This window comes from Prevotella sp. C0026C3, from assembly GCF_056590795.1.
This window is the reverse complement of the sequence record NZ_JBWPWW010000009.1, coordinates 80,890-102,048: the sequence shown is the minus strand read 5'-3', so window position 1 is coordinate 102,048 and position 21,159 is coordinate 80,890. Positions and strand designations below refer to the sequence as shown.

18 protein-coding genes are annotated in these 21,159 nt (G+C 43.6%); 4 read left to right on the top strand and 14 right to left on the bottom strand.

Features of this window, described 5'->3' with window-relative positions; translation table 11 throughout:
• Nucleotides 1–164: 164 nt before the first annotated feature.
• Nucleotides 165–416: a type B 50S ribosomal protein L31 gene (locus tag AC1EK4_RS07515; RefSeq protein ID WP_036899698.1), complete on the bottom strand. Its 252-nt coding sequence runs from the start codon at nt 414–416 to the stop codon at nt 165–167.
• 171 nt (nt 417–587) lie between these two features.
• On the opposite strand from AC1EK4_RS07515, the gene AC1EK4_RS07510 reads away from it, so the two are divergent.
• Nucleotides 588–1,163, top strand: coding sequence for a uracil-DNA glycosylase family protein (locus AC1EK4_RS07510; RefSeq protein ID WP_036899700.1), 576 nt, complete (start codon nt 588–590; stop codon nt 1,161–1,163).
• A complete protein-coding gene (gene udk / locus AC1EK4_RS07505) occupies nt 1,160–1,795 on the top strand; it encodes a uridine kinase (protein WP_036899702.1) in 636 nt (211 codons plus the stop codon). The genes AC1EK4_RS07510 and udk overlap by 4 nt, the downstream gene beginning before the upstream one ends.
• An 88-nt stretch (nt 1,796–1,883) precedes the next feature.
• On the opposite strand, the gene AC1EK4_RS07500 is transcribed toward udk, so the two are convergent.
• The 4 genes from AC1EK4_RS07500 to AC1EK4_RS07485 all read right to left on the bottom strand — a co-directional run bounded on the left by AC1EK4_RS07500 (nt 1,884) and on the right by AC1EK4_RS07485 (nt 6,331).
• Entirely contained in the window at nt 1,884–2,915 is a 1,032-nt protein-coding gene (locus tag AC1EK4_RS07500) for a hypothetical protein (protein ID WP_036899704.1), read from the bottom strand.
• 33 nt (nt 2,916–2,948) lie between these two features.
• Entirely contained in the window at nt 2,949–5,027 is a 2,079-nt protein-coding gene (locus AC1EK4_RS07495) for a TonB-dependent receptor (protein ID WP_480357678.1), read from the bottom strand.
• Nucleotides 5,028–5,205: 178 nt separating this feature from the next.
• Nucleotides 5,206–5,529 (bottom strand): hypothetical protein, encoded by a 324-nt coding sequence (locus AC1EK4_RS07490; protein ID WP_480357675.1) that lies wholly within the window; start codon nt 5,527–5,529, stop codon nt 5,206–5,208.
• 154 nt (nt 5,530–5,683) lie between these two features.
• Nucleotides 5,684–6,331, bottom strand: coding sequence for an HdeD family acid-resistance protein (locus tag AC1EK4_RS07485; RefSeq protein ID WP_036899709.1), 648 nt, complete (start codon nt 6,329–6,331; stop codon nt 5,684–5,686).
• 336 nt (nt 6,332–6,667) lie between these two features.
• Between AC1EK4_RS07485 and AC1EK4_RS07480 the strand changes: the two genes are divergently transcribed.
• Nucleotides 6,668–8,257: a capsule assembly Wzi family protein gene (locus tag AC1EK4_RS07480; protein ID WP_480357673.1), complete on the top strand. Its 1,590-nt coding sequence runs from the start codon at nt 6,668–6,670 to the stop codon at nt 8,255–8,257.
• Nucleotide 8,258: 1 nt separating this feature from the next.
• On the top strand, nt 8,259–8,702 hold the full coding sequence (locus AC1EK4_RS07475) for a lipocalin-like domain-containing protein (protein WP_036899713.1): 444 nt from the start codon (nt 8,259–8,261) through the stop codon (nt 8,700–8,702).
• 4 nt (nt 8,703–8,706) lie between these two features.
• Here the strand turns inward: AC1EK4_RS07475 and AC1EK4_RS07470 are convergent, their stop codons facing one another.
• The 9 genes from AC1EK4_RS07470 to AC1EK4_RS07430 all read right to left on the bottom strand — a co-directional run bounded on the left by AC1EK4_RS07470 (nt 8,707) and on the right by AC1EK4_RS07430 (nt 21,158).
• The gene (locus AC1EK4_RS07470) at nt 8,707–9,363 is read right to left on the bottom strand and encodes a sugar transferase (RefSeq protein WP_480357672.1); all 657 of its coding nucleotides are present in this window, start codon (nt 9,361–9,363) and stop codon (nt 8,707–8,709) included.
• Nucleotides 9,364–9,468: 105 nt separating this feature from the next.
• On the bottom strand, nt 9,469–10,293 hold the full coding sequence (locus AC1EK4_RS07465) for a glycosyltransferase (protein ID WP_480357670.1): 825 nt from the start codon (nt 10,291–10,293) through the stop codon (nt 9,469–9,471).
• A 36-nt stretch (nt 10,294–10,329) separates the two neighbouring features.
• The gene (locus tag AC1EK4_RS07460) at nt 10,330–11,199 is read right to left on the bottom strand and encodes an alpha-1,2-fucosyltransferase (protein ID WP_480357668.1); all 870 of its coding nucleotides are present in this window, start codon (nt 11,197–11,199) and stop codon (nt 10,330–10,332) included.
• A complete protein-coding gene (locus tag AC1EK4_RS07455) occupies nt 11,196–11,963 on the bottom strand; it encodes a glycosyltransferase family 2 protein (protein WP_480357667.1) in 768 nt (255 codons plus the stop codon). Before AC1EK4_RS07455 ends, AC1EK4_RS07460 begins: the two co-directional genes overlap by 4 nt.
• Entirely contained in the window at nt 11,950–13,095 is a 1,146-nt protein-coding gene (locus AC1EK4_RS07450) for a ligase (protein WP_480357665.1), read from the bottom strand. The genes AC1EK4_RS07455 and AC1EK4_RS07450 overlap by 14 nt, the downstream gene beginning before the upstream one ends.
• Nucleotides 13,092–14,357, bottom strand: a complete 1,266-nt coding sequence (locus AC1EK4_RS07445; RefSeq protein WP_480357664.1) for an oligosaccharide flippase family protein — start codon at nt 14,355–14,357, stop codon at nt 13,092–13,094. The genes AC1EK4_RS07450 and AC1EK4_RS07445 overlap by 4 nt, the downstream gene beginning before the upstream one ends.
• 61 nt (nt 14,358–14,418) lie before the next feature.
• Nucleotides 14,419–15,471: a chain-length determining protein gene (locus AC1EK4_RS07440; protein ID WP_480357662.1), complete on the bottom strand. Its 1,053-nt coding sequence runs from the start codon at nt 15,469–15,471 to the stop codon at nt 14,419–14,421.
• 34 nt (nt 15,472–15,505) lie between these two features.
• Nucleotides 15,506–18,016 (bottom strand): polysaccharide biosynthesis/export family protein, encoded by a 2,511-nt coding sequence (locus tag AC1EK4_RS07435; RefSeq protein WP_480357661.1) that lies wholly within the window; start codon nt 18,014–18,016, stop codon nt 15,506–15,508.
• A gap of 523 nt (nt 18,017–18,539) precedes the next feature.
• Entirely contained in the window at nt 18,540–21,158 is a 2,619-nt protein-coding gene (locus AC1EK4_RS07430) for a C10 family peptidase (RefSeq protein ID WP_480357659.1), read from the bottom strand.
• Between the last annotated feature and the right edge of the window lies 1 nt (nt 21,159).

Sequence of the window (21,159 nt, the reverse complement as noted above, 5' to 3'; positions counted from 1 at the left end):
TTGCTGTATGGATTGTTCAGCGATGCTGCCTCGACTCTGCAACGACCCAAAAGAGCCTCTTTTGACGATCAAGGGAGCAGGTTATACAAAAGAAATGCGGTAGAAAGCATATGCAACTACTTTCTACCGCACTTACGTCGGAATATATACTTTAAAAAGATATATTACTTCTTCAGCTTACCGTAACGGTTCATGAAGCGGTCTACGCGACCTGCTGTGTCGACAAGCTTGCTCTTACCCGTGTAGAATGGGTGTGAAGTGCTAGAGATTTCGACCTTAACCACTGGGTAAGTCTCACCTTCAAACTCTACTGTATCTGTAGCCTTGCATGTAGATTTTGAAAGGAACATATCGCCGTTGGACATATCCTTGAATACGACGGGGCGATAGTTTTCTGGATGAATACCTTTTTTCATTTCGTTTTAATATTATTGTTTGATAATTAATCTTGCTATATGCAATTCGAAGTGCAAAAGTACTAATTATTCCGCAAGCCGCCAAATAATTGTTTTATTATTTCTTTTGGGTTCGTTTTTCATTATGGTAAATTGACCATTTTATGGAAAAAGCAGTATATTTGCACGATAATGCAAGAGATAGAAGTTCATCCTTTCGAACCGTGGTTGCCCTCCGATGCTCGTTTGTTGATGTTGGGTACGTTCCCACCTGCACCGAAACGTTGGTGTATGGAGTTTTATTACCCCAACTTCCTAAATGATATGTGGCGTATCTTCGGCCTCTGTTTTTATGGCGATAAGAATCATTTCGTGCTCCAAGAGCAGAAAACGTTCGACTTGGAAGGTATCAAACAGATGCTTAGAGAGCGCCGCGTGGCCCTATTCGATACTGCTTTGCGCATTCGTCGTACCAAGAACAATGCCTCGGATAAGGATTTGGAGATTGTGGAACAAGCCGACTTGGACGGCATGTTGCGCAGTTTGCCCGACTGTCAAGGCGTTTTGGCGGCCGGACAGCTGGCTACCAGCGTGTTCACAAGCCATTATGGCATCACCGAAAAGCCTGCCATGGGGCATTATACCGAGTTTGAATTCGAAGGACGCAAGCTCTGTCTCTATCGCATGCCAAGCAGTTCGCGGGCTTATCCGCTTGCCGTAGAGAAGAAAGCTGCCTATTATCAAACGATGTTTGACGACATACTATGAATCAGAATTTAGATAAAATCACCATTATCGGCATTGCCGGAGGTACGGGTAGCGGCAAGTCTACCGTCGTACGCAAGATCGTTGAGGCCTTACCACCGCACTATGTGGCTGTGGTTCCGCTCGATTCGTATTATAACGATACCACAGAGATGACCGAAGAGGAACGCCATGCCATCAATTTCGACCATCCCGATGCGTTCGATTGGAAGTTGCTTGTGAAGCACATGAAGGATTTGAGCGAGGGGATAGCTGTGGAACAGCCCACTTATTCTTACTTGAAATGCAATCGATTACCCGAAACCATCCATGTAGAACCGCGTCCAGTGATTATCATTGAGGGTATCATGACGCTGCTCAATAAGAAGTTGCGCGACATGATGGATTTGAAGATATTTGTGGATTGCGACTCTGATGAGCGTCTTATTCGTAACATTCAGCGCGATATAGTGGAGCGTGGGCGCAATGTACAGATGGTTGTAGACCGCTATTTGGAGGTGCTCAAGCCCATGCACGAGCAGTTTATAGAACCCACGAAACGCTATGCTGACCTCATCATACCGCAAGGTGGCGAGAATATTACGGGCATTGGCATCGTTTGTAAATACATCGAAGGACTCGTACCTAAGGAATAAAGAATTCTATTATAAACGAGAACGGCTCGCATGCTATAATGACATGCGAGCCGTTTTTCTGTTTTGTAGGGTTTAACCTTTTGGTCGTTTAGAGCCAAATACCACCTTTACCGTGTCCCGGAGTATAGGTATAATAGTAGTATTCATGCAATGCTTCGGCCCAAGTGATACCGAATGCTTTCATAATGCGATGCAAAGTGGGGTTACTGTCTTCGTCGAAATCAGACTCTTTGAGCTTAGATAAATCAGCATCTTCATCAACATCAACAGACATTTCATTTCTATCCATGTACACGATAAAGGGAACATCAACGTTCACATCCCATGTTCCGGCCTGAATGAGTGAGCCTGATGGCTTGTTGAATGGGCAGAACTTGTTGGTCTTAGGATCGGTCTTGCCTTTGTATCCGTGGTAAAGGCGAATTCTAAGGTCGAACTCTTTGTCGTTTTTCAAGAATCTGATGACTCCCTTAAAGCCCACAGGATTCTCTTTACCAGTGATTTTTGCTGTGCCTTCGTGTTTCGTTCCGTCCCATGGAGTAGTATCGGTGTAGAGGTAATCTACCAATTCAGACTTATCGGCATTGTCTGTTTCAGGCTTTCCATCAACGAAAGACTTTACGTTAACCGGTGTAAAGAAGTGCTGATGGATGCGTGCTTGGTCTTCTGTCATGAACTCTTGGTTGATGAGTTTTCCTGCTGTATTGTAGTATTTGATGAACAACAAGTACACCGGTGCAGGCTGAAACTCTTTGTTAGCTCCATTTTCATTGTAGTACTCTCCATTCTTCATGACGTAGAATTTCTTTGGACTACCCTCAGCCAATTGCCATCCTTTGCCCTCAACATTTTGATATGTGATGGTTTGAATCTTCTTCATGTACTTCGTTTTGTCCGATTCTGTGTTCTGGTGGGGGCCACCTACCTCTTGAATATTCTCCCAAGCGGTGTGCAAGTGACACTCAACGAGCTGTATTTCCATCTTTGCCGGGTCTTCGTGCAGCTTGTTCTTGCGCTCATCTTGAGGATTTTCGGGATCGTTACTACATGCTGTGAAAGCCATGGTTGCGATGATTCCCATGAATAGGAAAGCCGCTGTCTTTAAAAAGTTTCTTTTCATTGTTGTTTGAATTATATAATTAATAATATGTTGTTAGAATATCCATGAGAGCGTACAACGCACGTCTCGTCCCATATCGTGGGCGTAATAGCGTGCGCGGTTGGTGTATTCCTTGTACTCTTTGTTGAATAGATTGTCGGCCGAAATGAATAATTTCAGTCGTTGTTCGTTCTTCATCGTATAGTTAATGCCCACTTCCAAGCCGAACAAACTGTACGATGGGGGAGCGAAACTGATGAGGTCGGACTCCGGATTGAAGCGTCTTTGGCGTGCCACAAAGCGGTGGTTAGCCTCAGCCCAAGCTGATATGCGGCCACTCATGTGAGGCATCCACTTCAAATGATGGTCGAAACGAGTTGACGGAATGCACGGCAAATAGTTGCCGGTGCTGCGTTCATTGGCCCAAATAAAGGATGTCATGGCGTGATAGGTGAGCGTAGGCAGGGGCTGAAAGCGCAAATCTATGTCTACACCACGGAAGAAGGCAGTGGTCTGTCGATATTGAAATATAGGGTAAGCACCCGATATAACGATGATATTTTGGTGGGTCGGAGCATCGTAGATATAGTTGTCTACCCACTGTAGATAGCCGTCTACGCGTGCTTCCATCCAATCGTTGTGGTATTGGAGCGATGTTACCCACTTGTAACTCCGCTCGGAATTCATCGTAGAATCGCCTATTACGAACATTCCCGAACCCAATTCATTGCCGTTACTGTATAGTTCGTAGACGTGAGGAGCACGCCAAGCGAGTCCCATATTAGATGTAATAGACCAGTGATTGTCAATGCGGTAGCGGCCTCCAAGACTGTAAGTGAAGTTGCCAAAGTTACGAGTTCCACCATAAAGACTCCCTGTCCAGTCGTATCCGCTAGCTTTGGTCTGTTGATAATCGAACCGTACTCCGGCCTCGGCATCCCACTGCTTACGACTGTATTTCTGTACTGCGTAGAGGCCAAAGGTTGTCTCTGTGTAGTTCGGAATGATGGGAACGACACCTGTTCCGGCCTGATTGGTATTCTTGATATAAGCCATTTGTGCACCGGCCTCGCTCTTCCAAGCACCGTAAGTCTTGTCCCATCGAAGTTGGTTGAGCAGAGAATGCAGGTGCAGACTTACTGCGGGTATGTTCGAATGGTTCATTCTGCGGATGCGATTCTCTGTACGGTCGTCGTCTTGATAGGCTGTTTGCCAAAAGAAGTTGCCTATCTTGCCGGGTTGATAGTATATCTTCCCGATAGCCGTTTGGTGAATAACTTCCTGCATGGGATAGTCTATGTGGCGTGAAAAGGGATATACATCGACCGGTTGTCCTAGTTCGATGCGTTCTTTCAACAGGTCGATACTACCCATTTGGGCACTCCGCATGACGCCCAACTTCAAATTGTAGCGGCTGTAATAAGCCTCGGTACGCAGTTTGCGCGTTTGATAACCGATGCCGGCAGAGAAGTCCAATTCGCGTGTGCCAGTATTGTTGAGCAGATAGTGAGCTGTCTTTTGGTCACCGCTATTAGCGTAAGTGCCTTGTACACGCCATGCAAACGACGAGAAAGAACCCTCAGCCGTGCCCACAAGAGAGTAACGTTGGCCGTTGCTTCCATACATGGTGGCCATGCGTCCATGCACCTTTTGTTCACCATATGGTAGCTTGTTTTGTTCCATGACGATGATACCACCGAGTGCTTCAGAGCCATATCTCACGGCTTCGGCACCTTTTACCACTTCTATAGTAGTGCTGCTGTTCTTATCGATTTCGGGTGCATGGTCGGCTCCCCATTGTTGTCCGGTCTGCCTAACACCGTTGTTAACGATGAGGATCCGGTTGCCATACATACCGTTGATGACAGGTTTAGCCACTGTGGTACCCGTATGGATAGAGCTGACACCGCTCACTTGTTCCAACATGGAGGCGAGTGAGAGTCCCATCGACTGGTCAATGACACTCTTTGAAAGCTGGGTAGATACGCTATTGACGCTCGTTAGCCGGCGTCGACCAGTCACAACGATTTCGTGAATGTTCTGTTCTTGGTGTATGGAGGTGGTGTCCTTACTATTCTGTACGACCTCGTCTGCCCCGGCCCATGCCTCTTGTGGCATGGCTACAGCAGCCATTACACCAAGAGCAGTCGCGTACATGCGGTACGCAAATGTTCTTCGTTTCATTTGAAATATGTTATACTGAATGTGATGCTACACTGGTTTTCTTGCATTGAAGAAATCATGTGAGCATAGGATTTGACGCATTCCGGCCATAGGGGCGGCATGCGTTAGTCCATAAAATGTGTGATAATTACGCCACGAAAGGGGGCGAATGGCTGTTTATGGCATCAATATGGCGATAAACAGTTTGCTGTACGAAATGGTAAGGAGTCACCACTACATAGCACAAAATAGGCTGGTAAGTGGTCGACTTGGCTACATCTACTTTGTGTAATACGAAATCGCAGATGTGACAAACAGCGTTGAAAGCTGCCGTTCCTTGCTCTTGATGAGTCTGAGAGAGTGCACTATCGGCACTATCATGGATGTGGAAATCCTTGATACCCAGCACTGCCATGAATGCAACGAGTAGCACCCAAGCATAGATAGTACGTATGTTTCTGCTGTGTCTCATCAATATGCTGCCAGATAAAAATCTGTATGGAGTTAATAACTTATGCTACAAAATTATGCAAGAAATATGGAATGTGCAAATACATAGTCCGTAATTCTTGCATAATCACTCATTTTTAGGTATTATAAGCAACCGTTATAATCCCTTAATAATATCATTGAGCTTCGTTTTGTGTTTCGTCTTCGGTTTTGGTAGCAGTGATGGCCACTTTTTGGGCGGCTTCTGTTGCAGCTTTATACTGCTTGCGGCACCGGTAAATCTTGATAGACTGAATACACTCTGTCGCTCCATAAAGAATCATACACCACCCTATAATAAATAAAGGTGTGGCTGCTGTCTCCATAGGTTTCACCATTACGAAGATGGCTATGAGCATGATGATGGAGGGGAGAAGCCAATAGAAGAATCCGATGCGGGCTATTTTGGTCACACCGGCAAGCACTACGTATTGGCTAATGGCTCCCAATACGAGGATGGCAGCAAGGATGTACATCAGTCCGGTGATGAAGGTGTTAGGCAGGAAGGCTAAGATGACGCCTAGAATCAGACTGCCCAAGCCTACCAAAGGAAAGCTGGGGCGGAGTCCTGCAATCTGATTTCCATCGGTATCGAATACTTCCACGTCGCCCGACTTGCGCTTGGAAGCGTAGTAGGCAGCCAATGAAATGATACCCGAAAGGAAGAACAACACGCCGATAGCAATGGTAATCCACGTCACGGTCTGCTCGCGATACTGGATAATGAGCGCACCTACGATGATAGCAGAGATGGCTCTGAAGAATGAACTTTGCAATACTTTCATGCCACAAATATAAAGAAAAAAAGCAGATTGTGGTTCATATTCTTCTAAAAAAGTAGATATTGAAGGCTATTTACGCCATTTCTGAGATGCTGGTATGCTCTTCCTTGCTTTGTTGCAGTGGCGTGGCAGCGCAGTGAGTTTATGAGTTTTTGAGTTCATGAGTTATAGGTTAAAGGCTAACAGTAATATGGACACATGATTAATGCTACTCGTATTACGCATGTCTTGAGGTAAAATTGATGAGAAACAGAGAACGAGTAAGGGGGTAATATACCGCATTCAACTTTGTATAGTCCCATTATAATAAATGAGAAGTGATGACGTTATAGTGATAATATGAACCGTTTGAAGACAAAACTGTATGTTTGCCTAAGCTTGGTAGCACTGCATGCCATGCCGATGATGGCTCAAGAGTGGGGCGATAAAGCAAAATCATGGAAACCGTTAGAACAATTGGACTATAAGGTAGAGATGCAAGCCTCGTTGTCGAGAGGACATACGCCGTTGTGGCTGAATGCCAATAAATATGGACTCTCGTCGCTCGATAAAGGGAATGGATATTTGCGCATGGGCGTGATGCGTCCATTGAAGACCGATTCTGTGCGTCGTTGGGGGCTGGGTTATGGACTTGATGTGGCTGTACCTTGGCATTATACCAGTCATGTGGTGGTACAACAAGCCTTTGCTGAAGTGCGTTGGCTGCACGGATTGTTAACTATTGGTAGCAAACAAGAGCCCATGCAACTGAAGAATAATACTTTGAGTAGTGGCTCACAGGCGCTAGGTATCAATGCTAGACCGGTGCCACAAGTGCGCTTGTCGTTGCCTGATTATTGGATACTACCTTTTGCTGATGGATGGTTGCGCGTGAAAGGACATATAGCCTACGGTCGTATGACGGATGATGCGTGGCAGCACGACTTTACAGGAAAGCGTTCGCGTTATGCCGACAATGTGCTGTATCACAGCAAGGCGGGCTATCTGATGATAGGAAATCCCGACCGCTTTATGCCTCTGACGTTGGAATTGGGATTGGAGATGGCTGCTACGTTTGGCGGAACATCCCACATGATGCAGGATGATGGGACGTTGGCGACGGTCAAGAATGGTACCGGACTGAAGTCTTTTTGGAAAGCTTTCATTCCGGGAGGGGCTGAGACGGTAGAGCAGGGTACGGTATATCAGAATGCCGAAGGCAACCAACTGGGTTCATGGTTGGTGAGATTGAACTACGATGCTACTAATTGGCGATTCTCATTGTACGCCGATAAATATTTTGAAGACCATTCTTCGATGTTCCAACTCGATTATGACGGTTATGGTACAGGCAAGGAATGGAACGTGAGGAAGAAACATCGCTATCTGCTCTACGACCTACGCGACATATTGTTAGGTGCCGAGTTGGAGTTGAAACGTGGATGGTGGCTGCGTACCATCGTGCTGGAATATCTGAATACACGCTATCAGAGTGGTCCTGTCTATCATGACCATACGCAGTCTATCAGCGACCATATCGGTGGAATAGACAATTATTATAATCATCATGTGTATACCGGTTGGCAGCATTGGGGACAGGTGATGGGCAACGCATTGTTCCTTTCGCCGATATATAATACTGATGGGAAAATCGGGGTGAAAGACAATCGCTTCAGAGCTTTGCACTTAGGGCTTGCCGGTTCGCCCACCGACAACATTGATTATCGCATTCTAGGTACGCTCCAAGAGGGCATGGGTACCTATGCCTATCCCTATACGGCTCACCGATATAATATAAGTGTGTTGGCAGAGGTGGCAGCTAGGTTGCACAACGGTTGGTCAATGAAGGGTGGATATGGCATGGATTTAGGTTCAATTCTAGGCCATAACTACGGTTTTCAACTGACTGTGACGAAGCAAGGAGTGTTTAAGTTTGGAGGGAAAAAATAAGATGAAGAAGTGTTTGTCGATATATGCGCTTACCGGTTTGCTGGTAGGTATGCTCACCTCTTGCGAGGTAGAGATTTCGGGCAATGGAAATTTGGATGGATTTTGGCATCTAGAGCAGGTAGATACATTGTCTACCGGTGGTGTGGCTGACTTGTCCGGGCAATTAATGTTTTGGTCGTTCCAGCATCATTTGATGGCTGTGGTAGACCGGAACAATAAGAATCCAGAGATGGTTTTGCGTTTCTTGCACGACTCAAATCGACTCGTGGTATCAGAACCTTATATCTCTGACCGGGAAACAGGAGATATAAAGGTGACCGATGCCGGCCAACTGGCACCATACGGTATTACGGCTTTGGCCGATACCTTTACTATAGAAAAATTGAAGAGGAGTACGTTTATACTGAAAAATAAGACGTTGAGGTTGACATTGAAGAAATTTTAGAATGCTAAAATTTCTTCCCGATGGCGATATTTAAGAATGTATTGATTAGAATTTTGATGTCAAGCAGCCACGAACGATGTTCCAAATAGTATAAATCAAGTTCGAGTCGGCGCAACATTTTCTCCATACTGTCTGTATAACCATTATATAATGTGGCATACGATGTGACTCCCGGACGAATTTGATAAAGGTAGGTGTAGCGTGGATCGTGTTTGATGATTTGGTTGATATAATACTGTCGTTCGGGGCGTGGTCCCACAAACGACATGTCACCTCTTAATACATTCCACAATTGCGGAAGCTCATCAAGATGGTGAGTACGCAGGAAACGCCCTGTTCGCGTCATCCTTTTGTTTTTTTCATGTTGATAGAGTGAAGGCCCACTCTTCTCTGCATCAAGGCGCATAGACCGGAATTTGTAAATATAGAAAGGTTTTCCGAAACGTCCGATACGCTCTTGTTTGAAAATCACAGGACCACCGTCGATGCATTTGATGACTATATAGCAAATAAGGAATAAGGGAGAAAAGACAACCATAGAAATAGTTGACACACATATATCTATGAAACGCTTAACAATGCGTTCCATGATAGTCATCCCATCTTTGTACGAGTCGTTCAAAATTCTTATATTTCCAATGATAGCATTTCCCAATATCATGACGTTTACTGTTTTCAATAAAACGACAGAGTCTCTGAATTATTGCAGGGGAATGGTAAAAATATAGTGTTTTAAGCTAAAAGAAAAATTTTAATAACGATTAAGTTATTTCCTTTTTCTAAGAAATTTGATATAAAAGACTTTTCTGAAACTGTTAGGAAGTAGTCTTACAAGGATTCTTACAACAATGTTGCTAAGAAAGATGAATGGAGAAATAAAGTGATATTTTAATAATTGTTTCTGAAATTTTATTTCTGAACGAATGTACTTGATTCCACCTCTACGATTGAACATCTCATTCGATTGTCTGAAATATAGGAGTGGTTGTTGGATGTTGTGAAATATATAGCCACGGAGAAGCAATCTAATCCAAAGATAATAATCTTCAAACCAATAGAAGGTTTTGTATCCTCCAACTGCTTCAACCGCTTGTTTCCTAAGCACTACTACTGGGTGATTGATAGGATTGCGCCGCTTGGCGAAAGACAGTATTTCTTGATGGGATTCAGGTATAGTGCGTATAAAGTTTATATTGTTTGTGGTATCTATAAATTCGGAAATCCATGAACTTAAAATAGCAACTTCCGGATGGGCTTCCATATATGGGATTTGTTTTTCAAAACGTTCGGGATAGCAAATATCATCAGCATCCATTCGCGCAACAATATCATGGGTACATTGATGCAATCCTATGTTAAGGGCATAACCAAGTCCTTTATTCTCTTTGTATGATATGATCTTTAAAGAATTAAATTCCTTTTGGAATTCATTGATAATGCGATACAGTTCTTCCGTTAATATACCGTCTTCGACCAATACAATCTCTTCCGGTAGCAATGTTTGTGCCATCAGACTCTCGAAACACTGCCATAGGTGGTTGGGATTATCTTTCGCATATACCGACATTAAAACTGAGAATTGATACTCCATACTTTGATTTACCATATGATATGATAGAGAGCTTAGTTATAATTGTAGCCAGTCTCCACACATTGGAGAATGAAACTCTTTTCTATTAGCCCAAGTTTTTGGACCAATGACTATTTTTTTTGAGTAGCTGTTTAGCCAAGCACCCCACCATGAAAAAGAAGAATTGGCTATAATGTGATGTTTGCACAGTGACATAAGCTGCATGTCTTTATAATTATCATCTTGTTGATTCCAGTCGACAAATATAGTGTTTGTATTCTTTAGACAAACAGAAAAATGTTTTTTGCACCAATCCATATCGTCAGAAAAGATACAAAAGAGATCTGGCTTTGTTAGGGTACACATTGTCGAAATGGCTTGTTTATAATATGAAATAGGACAAGTACCTTTGAATAAAGGGTCTTTGATATAGTCTCCCCTACGAATATGAATACTAATACTATTAGAGTTAGTTAACTGTTGTGATAGCTTCTCATTTTTAATGTCTAAAATGGGAAACTTAAATGTCTGAAGGATTTCTGCTCTAACATCTTTAAAATAAAGTTCATTCTGCCAATACCCATCGAAATATTGGTTACCTTTTTGCTGTAGAACGGTTTCGTTAAAAGCCATATCAACGCTTTCTACACACATTTTCTTACGGTTGGGAAGGATATGTCTTGCAAATCTCCATATCTGATAATGTGGGTATGGATATGCTATTTTCATAATGTCGATAAATGTTGCTTCAGGGAATCTCATCTCGAACAGGCGAGATAATTCTAGTCCATTGTGTTTTGAATACCCATTAAAGCAGTGAGTATCTAGCTTAATGCTTTCTTGGGGAAAGCTTTTTGCAAGTGAAATGCCAAGTGCATACTGAAACATTTGGTTGCCAAGCCCACCTAGAATCTTTACTATCTTCATGTATTGAGTTGTTTTAAGCGTAAGAATAAGGTGTTGATATATAGCATCAAAGATATACAATGTTGATGATATATGTTTTTAATTTTAGCACTATCTGCTTTGAGCATTGTATTTTTATCTATATTTAGGGTGATTTGCTCTTGATGTCCATGTGAAGATATTATTTGGAAATCTTTCCCCAGTAGAATTGTTTGATGATGCAAAAGTAGTCTATAATACCATTCTACATCGACCAACCATCTTAAATCCTCGTTGAAAGGGACATATATTTCCTTATGTATGGCAATACATGCTGTAGGTCCAATTGTGTTAACAGCAAAAAGAAGACTTGGATATTTCAGACAAATATGCTTGAATAGAGTATTACCTAACAGTCGATGGTGTCTTTTTCCGCGTTGAAATACTTGTATAGGCGAAACAACGACTTGATAACCATTGTCTAATAATCGTTTGACAGCAGCCAAATGATGTGTATTTATCAAAGCTTCATCATGATGAAAGACTATTAGGTACCGTCCCAAAGCATGTTTAATCCCTTGATTCCAATTTTTGATAGCTCCTAATGATGGACAATTTTTATAATACTTGATTCTATTATCTGCTATCTTTTCTACTTGCTCAGCAATACAATTGTCTATTGTGTCGTCAACTACGATGAGTTCGAGAGTTACCTCTTCCTGTATTAATATTGATTGAGCAGCCTTGTAAAATAATGCTACGTTGTTATATGTTGGGATAATTATAGAGAAATCAATTTTCATCATTTCTTGATTTTGCGAGTGAATGGTATTCAAATCTTCTTTCATTGATAGAATACCAACTTAGTGTGAGGACGCTGATACTAAGTGAGTTATCAAAACTTCCTCCCCAAAATAAATCAAGACTAAGTCCTAAAAATAATGCTAATTCAGTATGGAAAGTCTTATATATCTGGTATCCTTGTAATGTTCTGATGATAGAAATGAAGAATAAGCAAAGAATAGGTAGGCCAAAGCAATATGCTACTAATAAGATGCAAGATTCTGTAACACCATTGGCAATCAATATTTGATATGTATAAATAGAGACATCATTTAAATGCATGTTCATAAAGCCATGTCCAATGATTGGCTGTATCATTACTTCACCGATATAATAATCCCAAATCATATACCTCATAAAGTTGCTTAAACTCAAGAACATAGTATATTTGGTAAGGAAATATACGATGATAATGCTTCCCATGTAAGTGAGGAAGAGTAAGATTCGGTATTTATATAGGCTGAAATAATATAGGGCGAAAATGACAATACTGATAATGAAATAACGATATGAACCTGAAAGTATCATATTGATAACCATACATGCTAAGAAGATGCTTCTTAAGATAGTCCGACTATTCTTCTCTTGAAGGAAATAGCATATTGCAATAAAAGTTATACTCCCAGAGTATAGAGCACTTCCTTTTATTCCGCCATATCTTAGCATAGATTCTCCTGCTCGTAATGGAGGTAGTGGCGACCATGGAACATCAAATCCTGTAATCAGAAGAATATTAGTAAGGAAATCACCTATAAATATTGCCATTACGCAATATTTGAGTGCCATTATACATTGTTTTTTATCTCTGATAGCTAGAAGGATAAATGAGAAAAAATAATATTGCCCCCAATAGGGTATATTCCATGAATAAATTCCATGAGCCAATGCAAAGTAAATGCCAGTGGTGAGTGAAAGTGTCAGATAAAAGAAAAAAAATGGGATAGTTTTTAGCCTATCAAAGAATTCATTCAGGGAAGTAATAGGGAGGAATGAGATCGCGAGGATGGCTAAGGTTATAACATTGTATCCTAATATTTGGAAAAGAAACAGTGCTAAACAGAATGGATAGTATTTATAGGTATCTATAGTTGTCATTCTATATTTTTTTCTGATTTGACAAGTTGCCATAGGTAAATGGCAAAGATAATGCAGGATGCACTATAAGCAAATAGAATTCCAATGGCAATACCAGTTGCTCCCATGTTGTTTTGAAGACAGATGTAGGCCGTTGTTAAAGTACAAATAGCCCAAATAATATTGATACTAAAGCATTTCCATACTTTCCCCAAACTGTAAATAGCCATTTCCAATACATTGGCGATGGCGGAGAATACGGTAGAAATCGCCAGTATTTTAAGCGGAAGTGTTTCTGTGAAATCTTTGCCATATAGTCGCATAATATAGAAACTTGCGAAATAAATAATAATGGATATGAAAAAGGAAGTGCATGTGATGATGACAATATTTAATTGAAGCGTCTTAATGAATGTTTTGTTTTTGTGCTGCAGGCTTGATAAAATAGGAAGTACTATTTGGCTAATGGCAGTTGGTATGAAGAGTATAATCACTTTCCACTGATCGGCAGCCTCAAATGTTGCTAATTCACCTAGCCCTGATTTTCTTACAAGCATAGTTCGTAGCAAGAAAAATACCGGTGTTATAAGGAGTGATGACAATGCAGCAGGGATACTATATTCCAGTATCATTTGTAAGTTTGGTAATGAGAGTGCTTTTATAGGAAGAAAAGTTAGGTTTTGTTTTTTAAATTGCTTTGTCAGTGAGTGCCTGTTTGCAAGATAAATAACAATAAAACCACTACCAAATCCAAGAATAGCACCGTTCAGACCATAGAAGTAAGCTCCCAATACCATCAGGATTGTTTCAAAAACACCTCCAAGTAACATATTCTGAGCTATGCTCTTGAAATCTTCAAACCCACTTAACGCACCATGTTGTACACCGTTGAGAACTGAAAAAAAAAGCAGTATACTACCAATTCGTATCGTAGTAGCTAAGCTATCGTCTTTCAGAAAAAACACAGAGAGGCTATCAGCAAAGAAGAGAATTAAAATACTACAAAGCAATCCCATAAAAAGTGCAAAAGTGTTTGCGGCTAAATAAATGGCAGGGATTTGATCTTTCTGCTTTCCTGATAAATATTCTGAAATATATTTCGTAGCGGTAACGCCTAACCCACTGGCACCAAAAATAACAAAGAGGTTAATGGTGGAGCGTACCATACCAAATGATCCATATGTTTCCTTTTTCAAGATATGAGCACATAATATACCGGCTATCAATGTGAGGAACTTGGCCATGGCTGTACCAGAGAATGACCAAATCATTCCATTGGCCATCCTTTTCCCGATGTTTGAGGCTTTAATTTGTTGAACAAATTGCATGTAAGATTTAATCTTCCTAAAGGCTGAATAGTAGATGCCTATTTGTATAGGCTGTGGTAAATAGCAAACTTAACATCATCATTGCAGCTATGAATGCCATTCTTTTGGGGCCAGCCGGTTTTACGGGGACACTTACTCGCTGAACAATCGTAAATGCCGGAGTTCTTTCTTGCAATTTTGCCATAGCTGTTTGCAATTGGTTGTTCAAGGCGGTATATGTGTTATATTTGAGTTGCATGTCATTTTCTAGATCATCCCTTTTGGACTTGAAACTTTGAAGTATGATTTCACTATTAGTATCGGCATAGTTGGCATATATTAGTCTAGACTTTTCGTATTTTTGTTTGGCCTCTATGGTTAACTTACGATAGTAGTTTAGGTCTGTTTGTGCCTTACTGGTTCTGTACTTGGTGATGAAATTTTGGAGTTTTACTCTTACTGAATCTGCTATGATTGCAGCAACAATTGGCTCTTGATCTTCTACAGATATGGTAATCAAGTCGGTCTTTATATCTATTTTGCAAGAAATTTTAGATTTTATTTTCTCAAAGATTTCGTATTCAGTCTTGGTTAATATATATGGATTGATACGTTTATTTGTTTCTGTGGCTTTATCTGATAATAGTGTTTTTTTTAGCATATTCCCACACCATGTTATTGGTATTATATAAAAAGCTCCCTTTTGGTAGTCTTTCAGATAGTTGAAATAGCTGATTGTCCCTTTTGTCCTTTTGGTCTTTATAGAGATATTCGCAAGACTTAATATGAAGTCATTGGATTTGATGATGTCAGGATACAGACTAGGAGAGATAGCATCTGTTGTTACATTGGTTCCAAGATTCAACCCCATAGATGATGCGATAGAACTAATCTTTCCTTCCGTCCCGGTACTTCCAAGTTCAGGTGCTAGTGTCGTTTGGCAATTATAGTATCGTGGAATAGGTAATATTATCAATGAAGAGATCACGAATGTTATAGATAATACTTTTAAATATAACATTTTATGACTCTTGATTTGTTGAAAAACGAGTCTTGTATATTCCTTCTGATTCTTATTATTAGTATTCATCTTGTTGCATGATATAGTAATTAGCTTTCCTTTCTTACTTCAACAGATTTGCTATTGATGCTATCATCGTGGCAATGCTGGCTACGGAAGTACCGACGGTGAGCCATTCAGCCAATGTACTTGCACTGCGTTTGGGCTTGCCCGGTACCACAATTTCGCAGCCGGGACGGATGGGGGCATCATGGCCAATGCGCGAAACGGTGCCGTTTTGATAGATAATAAACGTGTGGCTCTTCTTCGCACGATAGCCCCAACCACCGGCTTGGTTGATATACCAAGAGGTGTGCTTGCCTTTCTGATAAGCCACGGTATTTGGGTACATTACGCTACCGCTGATTCTTACCGTACCGTTGTATTCCGGAATGATGAGCTTATCGCCCTCACGAAGTACGATGTCGGCCTCACTTCCCGGATTTGCCAAAGCCTTATCGAGTTCGATACCTACATAGTAAGTCTCTCCCAAATCTATTTTATTCACATCCAAAGTGTCTTTAGAGTTGCTTTGTGAGCCTATCAGTCGCATGATATTTTGCATCCTCAATCGCTCGTCGAGTGATATTTTGCGTTCTAGTCTGGCCCCTTTGGTGTAAGCCAGATTGGTCACTCCGCCGGCCATTCTCACGACATCACTCAATCGTTCGCCTTGTTTGGACAGGGCATATCTGCCGACAAACATGATTTGTCCTTCCACGTTGACATTCTTAGGAACGGAGAATCCCGGACTACGACGCACGTATACTTGGTCGAAGGGGGCTAATACGAAGCCGGGTGTGCCGTCGACAACGAATCCATCTTTCAGTGCAAAGCTGTAAGTTTGGGATAGAATGCTGTCGTTGGTCGTCGCTTTCGGGTCCACGATGCGGCGTGCCACGTCTACTTTGATGGTCGAGGCGGCATCGAGCAAGCCACCGGCCTGTAACACAAAGTCTTCCAAAGTTTCGTTATCGGCATATTGATAGGTACCCGGATGCCTCACTTCGCCCGATATAGTGATGGTGCGCTGAATGGCAATATCGTTTCGGGTGGGGATGAATAGCACGTCGTTCTCTAGCAAAGGAATGTCGGCAACTTTGCCACTCATGATTCCTCCCACATCTACACTGATGACTTTCAGCGTGCGGTCTTCCTTCATACGATGCAAAACGGCACGAGCCGTGAATGCATCTTCTTTAAGTCCTTCGGCACTGGTAATCAGTGTCCGCACGCTATTGATGCTTCCGCCTAGCTGATAGAGGCCGGGGCGGAATACCGAGCCTTTGATTTCTACGGTGTTCTCGTAGCGATCAAGAATGCTATCTACGTATACAGAGTCGCCGTCGGCAACGCGGAATGTGTGCATGTCAAACTCTTCTACGTTGAATATAGCACGCTCCCTACCGGTTTTACGGAAAATTCTCACGGCCTTGGTATAGGCATCACCAGTGAATCCTCCCGAATATTTCAGCAGACTCCCCATACTCTCGCTCTTCTTCATTTCGTAGAACATCGGTCGTTTCACCTTGCCCGTGATATTCACCAAACAGTCGTATGGGCCTACCACGATGACGTCGTTGTCGGCCAATCTTACGTTGCCTGTGAGTTTACCATTTAATATATAGTCGTAGATGTCGACCACGGTTACGAGCCGATTGTTGCGATACACCTTGATATTGCGCAGTGTTCCCAACTCGTTGGTACCCCCGGCCATGTACAAGGCATGGAATACGGTGGCGAAAGCCGATAGGGTATAGGTGCCCGGTACTTTCACTTCGCCCATCACGTTTATCATGATGGTCTTGGTTTGTCCTACGGTCAGCTTGACTTTACTGCTACTGTAGCGTGCGCCCAGCGATGAGCGAAGCCGAGCATTGGCTTGAGCTACAGTGAGTCCCGACACTTGTACAGGGCCATAGCCTTCTATCGTTACCTCGCCTTCGGGCGATACTGTGGCATCAATAGTTTTTTGCGAAGCTCCGTAAATATCGATGATGACAGCGTCGCCCGGCCCTAATCGATAGTTTTGTGGCGTCGCTATGTTCATGTTTGGTTCAAATGTCAGGTTCTTCTTATTGAATATATCGCGGCCAAACACCTTTGTTTTCTTTTGTTCAGATGGCCATTCTTCTTCCCATGTCAGACTATCTTCATTTAATGTATCGACACGTTTGGTACGCATATCAGAAGAAATTTGATCTGATATGCTGTACATCTTGTCCTCTTTCTCGCCAAGTTCCTCTTCCGGGAAAGTTTTCTTAGTTCTGTCTTGCTTTACTTTTTCCCCGTTATTGGTGCGCATTCTACTTTCAGCCTCGTTTATTCCTGCTTTCACTTGGGCTTCCATTCCGTTCTTTTTGATGAGTTTTTGATAGCGCTCCCTCACTCGTCTGATTTGCGCAATGTCCACACCGCTCTGCATAAGCTTCGTAACAATCTGTGCTTGCGACTTACCTGCTTGGTATTCACGTGCTGCAATACGCATCACTTGTTCATCGCTCATGGAACTTTGGGCTTGTATGCTCAGCGGCAATATCAAGCTGAATAGAGTGTATATCAGTATTCTTTTCATAGCTGAAGAAATGTTTCGGACAGTGTATAACTTTCCCTTGGCCAAGCTCTACCCCGCCGAGGTAAAACAGCAGTGCGAAATGCAATCCGCACCTGCGGATGGGGCAAGACACCGCCGTGAAATGCAATCCGCACCTGCGGACGGGGCAAGACACTGCCGCGAAACGCAATCCGCGCCTGCGGACGGGGCAAGACACCGCCGCGAAACGCAATCCGCGCCTGCGGACGGGGCAAGACACTGCCGCGAAACGCAATCCGCGCCTGCGGACGGGGCAAGACACCACCGTGAAATGCAATCCGCGCCTGCGGACGGGGCAAGACACCGCCGTGTACACGCAATAAGGACGTTCAAGGGCTTAGTTGCGGATTTGAGGACCATTAAATTGTTGCAAAGTTAGTGAAAAATATTTTGTTCTTTATAGAGGTGACAGAGAAAAGCTGGATTGGCGTTTGGCATTGATGGGATGCAACCTCGTTGAGTTTGAACAGAATTGACTGGTACTGAAGCAGCATTTTCAACGCTTTTACCTTAGCTTCTTCGTCAAGGTGCTGCCATGAAGAGTTTTCACCCGCACTACAACCACTTGCGTGGCAGGTATGTGCAACCTCACCGTATGTTGTCCGTGGGCATCGGAGGCGGCAATCAGGGTTCCGTTAAGTGCGAACACCTGCACATGCGCCAAGTCCTCACCCTGCACGTCAATCCAGTTACCACCTCTCACCATGCGTAGCGAGCTTTGTGTTGCGTCTATATGAGTAGTTTCGTCAGGATAAACGCTGTGAACACTGTTGATGAACGATAGTTCAAAGGGTGCACAATTCTCGTTCCACAAATCACACTCCCCACCGTCTACCATGCCCATCAACGCCAATCGGTATATACGGTTGTTGATGACGCATAAGTTATCTTTGTTCTTCAACCATCCTGTAACAAATGTTTCATCATCCCCTCCACCTAACAAGTTGTATTGCTTTTGAGCATCGCTGCCCAAAGATATGCGTTGCTGAGTTTGCGTATCAATCAGGCAAAGCGTCAATTTGCCGTTGTAGGTAGCTTGTGGTGCGAGCTTCATGACCACTCCAATCTTGAGCAATGGATTGCCACTGAGGTCTACGTTCGTGGGCGATATGGTAGAACCGCTGTTGTCTTGCACCATGCCTAAGAGTTGTACGAAAAGCTTGTCGCTTGGCTTAGCGGCCTCCACCTGCAACGTAGACGGCTCGTTGCCATGTACCATGCCCACCGTGGCAATGTTTTCGGCATCATATTGCTTGATTACCTCCACCTTCAATTTGTATTTCTTGGGTTGCAGGTTATCGGGCAAGCTCATGTCCACCCTCACCTCGGTCTCGGCAAACATCTCAAAGTCCACCACACCTGCTGTTTGTCCAGTGGCAACCGTATGGTCATCATCGTCCACGAGCGACACCCTCACTGTGCCATCGAACGGTGTACCCGTGAGTTTGCGTATCGTCAGGCACAGCGTAGCCTTGTTGCCGGCAGTACATGGTTTGAGCGTATAGGGATGTGAAGCCAGCGCAAAAGGAGCCTTGCCATCGGGTTTCTCGAATATACGCACATTGTTGCCCTGCACCTGAAAGGCTATGCGTGGTGCCGTTTTCATCTTGCACCATACTCCATAGGTGGCATTATTTTTAATACTGGCGCATACAGCCTGCAAATAATAACGTCCATCGGCAAGGTCTTCAAGATTCATCGTAAACGTGCAAGCATCGTCAATCAGCTGTCCCGATTGCAGCACGCCACCGTTATACTTGCCGCGCTCTGCGGTGTATCCGCCTTTGTCGTGCCATTCCGATGGCACTACTTTTACTTGTTCGCCCTGCTCGTTGTACACTCCCAAGCCAATATCACCGGCAAACGTTCCGTCGGCTTGATTCTTGAAGTGGTGATAGCTCACCGTCACTGGTTGCTGTTTGTTGGTGGGCATGTTGCCAACTACGGTCATGTCGCCCTCCGAGTTGAAACATAAGTTGGGGGCATCGTCAGCAAGTTCGGCATCAATGGGTGCGCTTCCCTGTTTGTTAGGATGCACCAAGACAATCTGCACCTGCTTGTTGAAGGAGAGTGGCTTTCCTCCAAACTCCTGTCCTGTGGTAGCAAGGTTCAGTGCTGTGACGGAGAAGTAGCCATCGCCACCGCCTCCCCAACCAAAGTTCATGTGAAACAGGTTGTCCTTATCCACACCGTCTACCACCCATGCGTGCCCGCTACCGCCCGACTTCACACTACCGCTGATGTACACAGGGAAGCCGTTTTCTATCTCCTTGCGCAATATCTGGGTGAAAGCAGCTGCACCCTCATCTGACTTGTTGAGCATGGAGGTGGAATAATTGAAATACGTTTTCAGTGCCTTGGCAGCCATGAAGGTTTGTGCACCGCTGGATGTGGGGGTATACTGCATGTTCACCGACACGCCCACATCACGCATGAGCAGCGCCACGGCATCGCAAGCCTCCGCATTGTCAAGTGCCATACGTGTGTTGTATTTGGGCAACATCTTGCCCCATTGGTATACCGACTCACTGAAATCCACGCTCATCGTGCGGTTGTCAGAGCGTACTACATACGAGTAGCTACCCTTTCCCCGCTCAGGCCAGCGGTGATAATACATGATTTGTGCCACCGCCGTAGCCACACATCCCGTGAAGTTGTACCCCGTACGACGACTGTAAGGGTCGTTTTGATTCCATGCCGATTTGAGCAACGGAGCTACCTCCTTTCGGTAAGGGGGTGTAGTGGGAACGGTAGCTCTTGTGCTGGGTTGTCTTTGTATTTGGTGAAAGGCGTCACGATAGGCACTCAGCAGGAATTTAAGTTCCTCACTTGCACGCAACGTGTCGAGCGTTCCTGTGTGCGAGTAACCCAACACTTGTCCCATGTCATCATCGCCTGCCACTACTACGAAACCTCGTCCGTGACGGTCGTTATAAATATAATAAGGTGGTGTACGATGCAAAGCCCTCGTTGCAGGACGTTCCGAAAGGTTCACATTGACATATTTGCGGGCAATGCTTATCGACTTGTCCACTGTTACTATCTTGCCCAAGGTGGGAATGCTCACCGTCGTGGCAAGCACAATGCCCCATAAGGTGGGGCTTAACCATCTTTTAATTTTCATT

Bases quoted from the DNA above. Each gene is read 5' to 3' on its own strand.
- AC1EK4_RS07515 (WP_036899698.1), bottom strand. From the start codon at position 416: ATGAAAAAAGGTATTCATCCAGAAAACTATCGCCCCGTCGTATTCAAG.
- AC1EK4_RS07510 (WP_036899700.1), top strand. From the start codon at position 588: ATGCAAGAGATAGAAGTTCATCCTTTCGAACCGTGGTTGCCCTCCGAT.
- udk (WP_036899702.1), top strand. From the start codon at position 1,160: ATGAATCAGAATTTAGATAAAATCACCATTATCGGCATTGCCGGAGGT.
- AC1EK4_RS07500 (WP_036899704.1), bottom strand. From the start codon at position 2,915: ATGAAAAGAAACTTTTTAAAGACAGCGGCTTTCCTATTCATGGGAATC.
- AC1EK4_RS07495 (WP_480357678.1), bottom strand. From the start codon at position 5,027: ATGGCTGCTGTAGCCATGCCACAAGAGGCATGGGCCGGGGCAGACGAG.
- AC1EK4_RS07490 (WP_480357675.1), bottom strand. From the start codon at position 5,529: ATGAGACACAGCAGAAACATACGTACTATCTATGCTTGGGTGCTACTC.
- AC1EK4_RS07485 (WP_036899709.1), bottom strand. From the start codon at position 6,331: ATGAAAGTATTGCAAAGTTCATTCTTCAGAGCCATCTCTGCTATCATC.
- AC1EK4_RS07480 (WP_480357673.1), top strand. From the start codon at position 6,668: ATGAACCGTTTGAAGACAAAACTGTATGTTTGCCTAAGCTTGGTAGCA.
- AC1EK4_RS07475 (WP_036899713.1), top strand. From the start codon at position 8,259: ATGAAGAAGTGTTTGTCGATATATGCGCTTACCGGTTTGCTGGTAGGT.
- AC1EK4_RS07470 (WP_480357672.1), bottom strand. From the start codon at position 9,363: ATGATATTGGGAAATGCTATCATTGGAAATATAAGAATTTTGAACGAC.
- AC1EK4_RS07465 (WP_480357670.1), bottom strand. From the start codon at position 10,293: ATGGAGTATCAATTCTCAGTTTTAATGTCGGTATATGCGAAAGATAAT.
- AC1EK4_RS07460 (WP_480357668.1), bottom strand. From the start codon at position 11,199: ATGAAGATAGTAAAGATTCTAGGTGGGCTTGGCAACCAAATGTTTCAG.
- AC1EK4_RS07455 (WP_480357667.1), bottom strand. From the start codon at position 11,963: ATGATGAAAATTGATTTCTCTATAATTATCCCAACATATAACAACGTA.
- AC1EK4_RS07450 (WP_480357665.1), bottom strand. From the start codon at position 13,095: ATGACAACTATAGATACCTATAAATACTATCCATTCTGTTTAGCACTG.
- AC1EK4_RS07445 (WP_480357664.1), bottom strand. From the start codon at position 14,357: ATGGCCAATGGAATGATTTGGTCATTCTCTGGTACAGCCATGGCCAAG.
- AC1EK4_RS07440 (WP_480357662.1), bottom strand. From the start codon at position 15,471: ATGAATACTAATAATAAGAATCAGAAGGAATATACAAGACTCGTTTTT.
- AC1EK4_RS07435 (WP_480357661.1), bottom strand. From the start codon at position 18,016: ATGAAAAGAATACTGATATACACTCTATTCAGCTTGATATTGCCGCTG.
- AC1EK4_RS07430 (WP_480357659.1), bottom strand. From the start codon at position 21,158: ATGAAAATTAAAAGATGGTTAAGCCCCACCTTATGGGGCATTGTGCTT.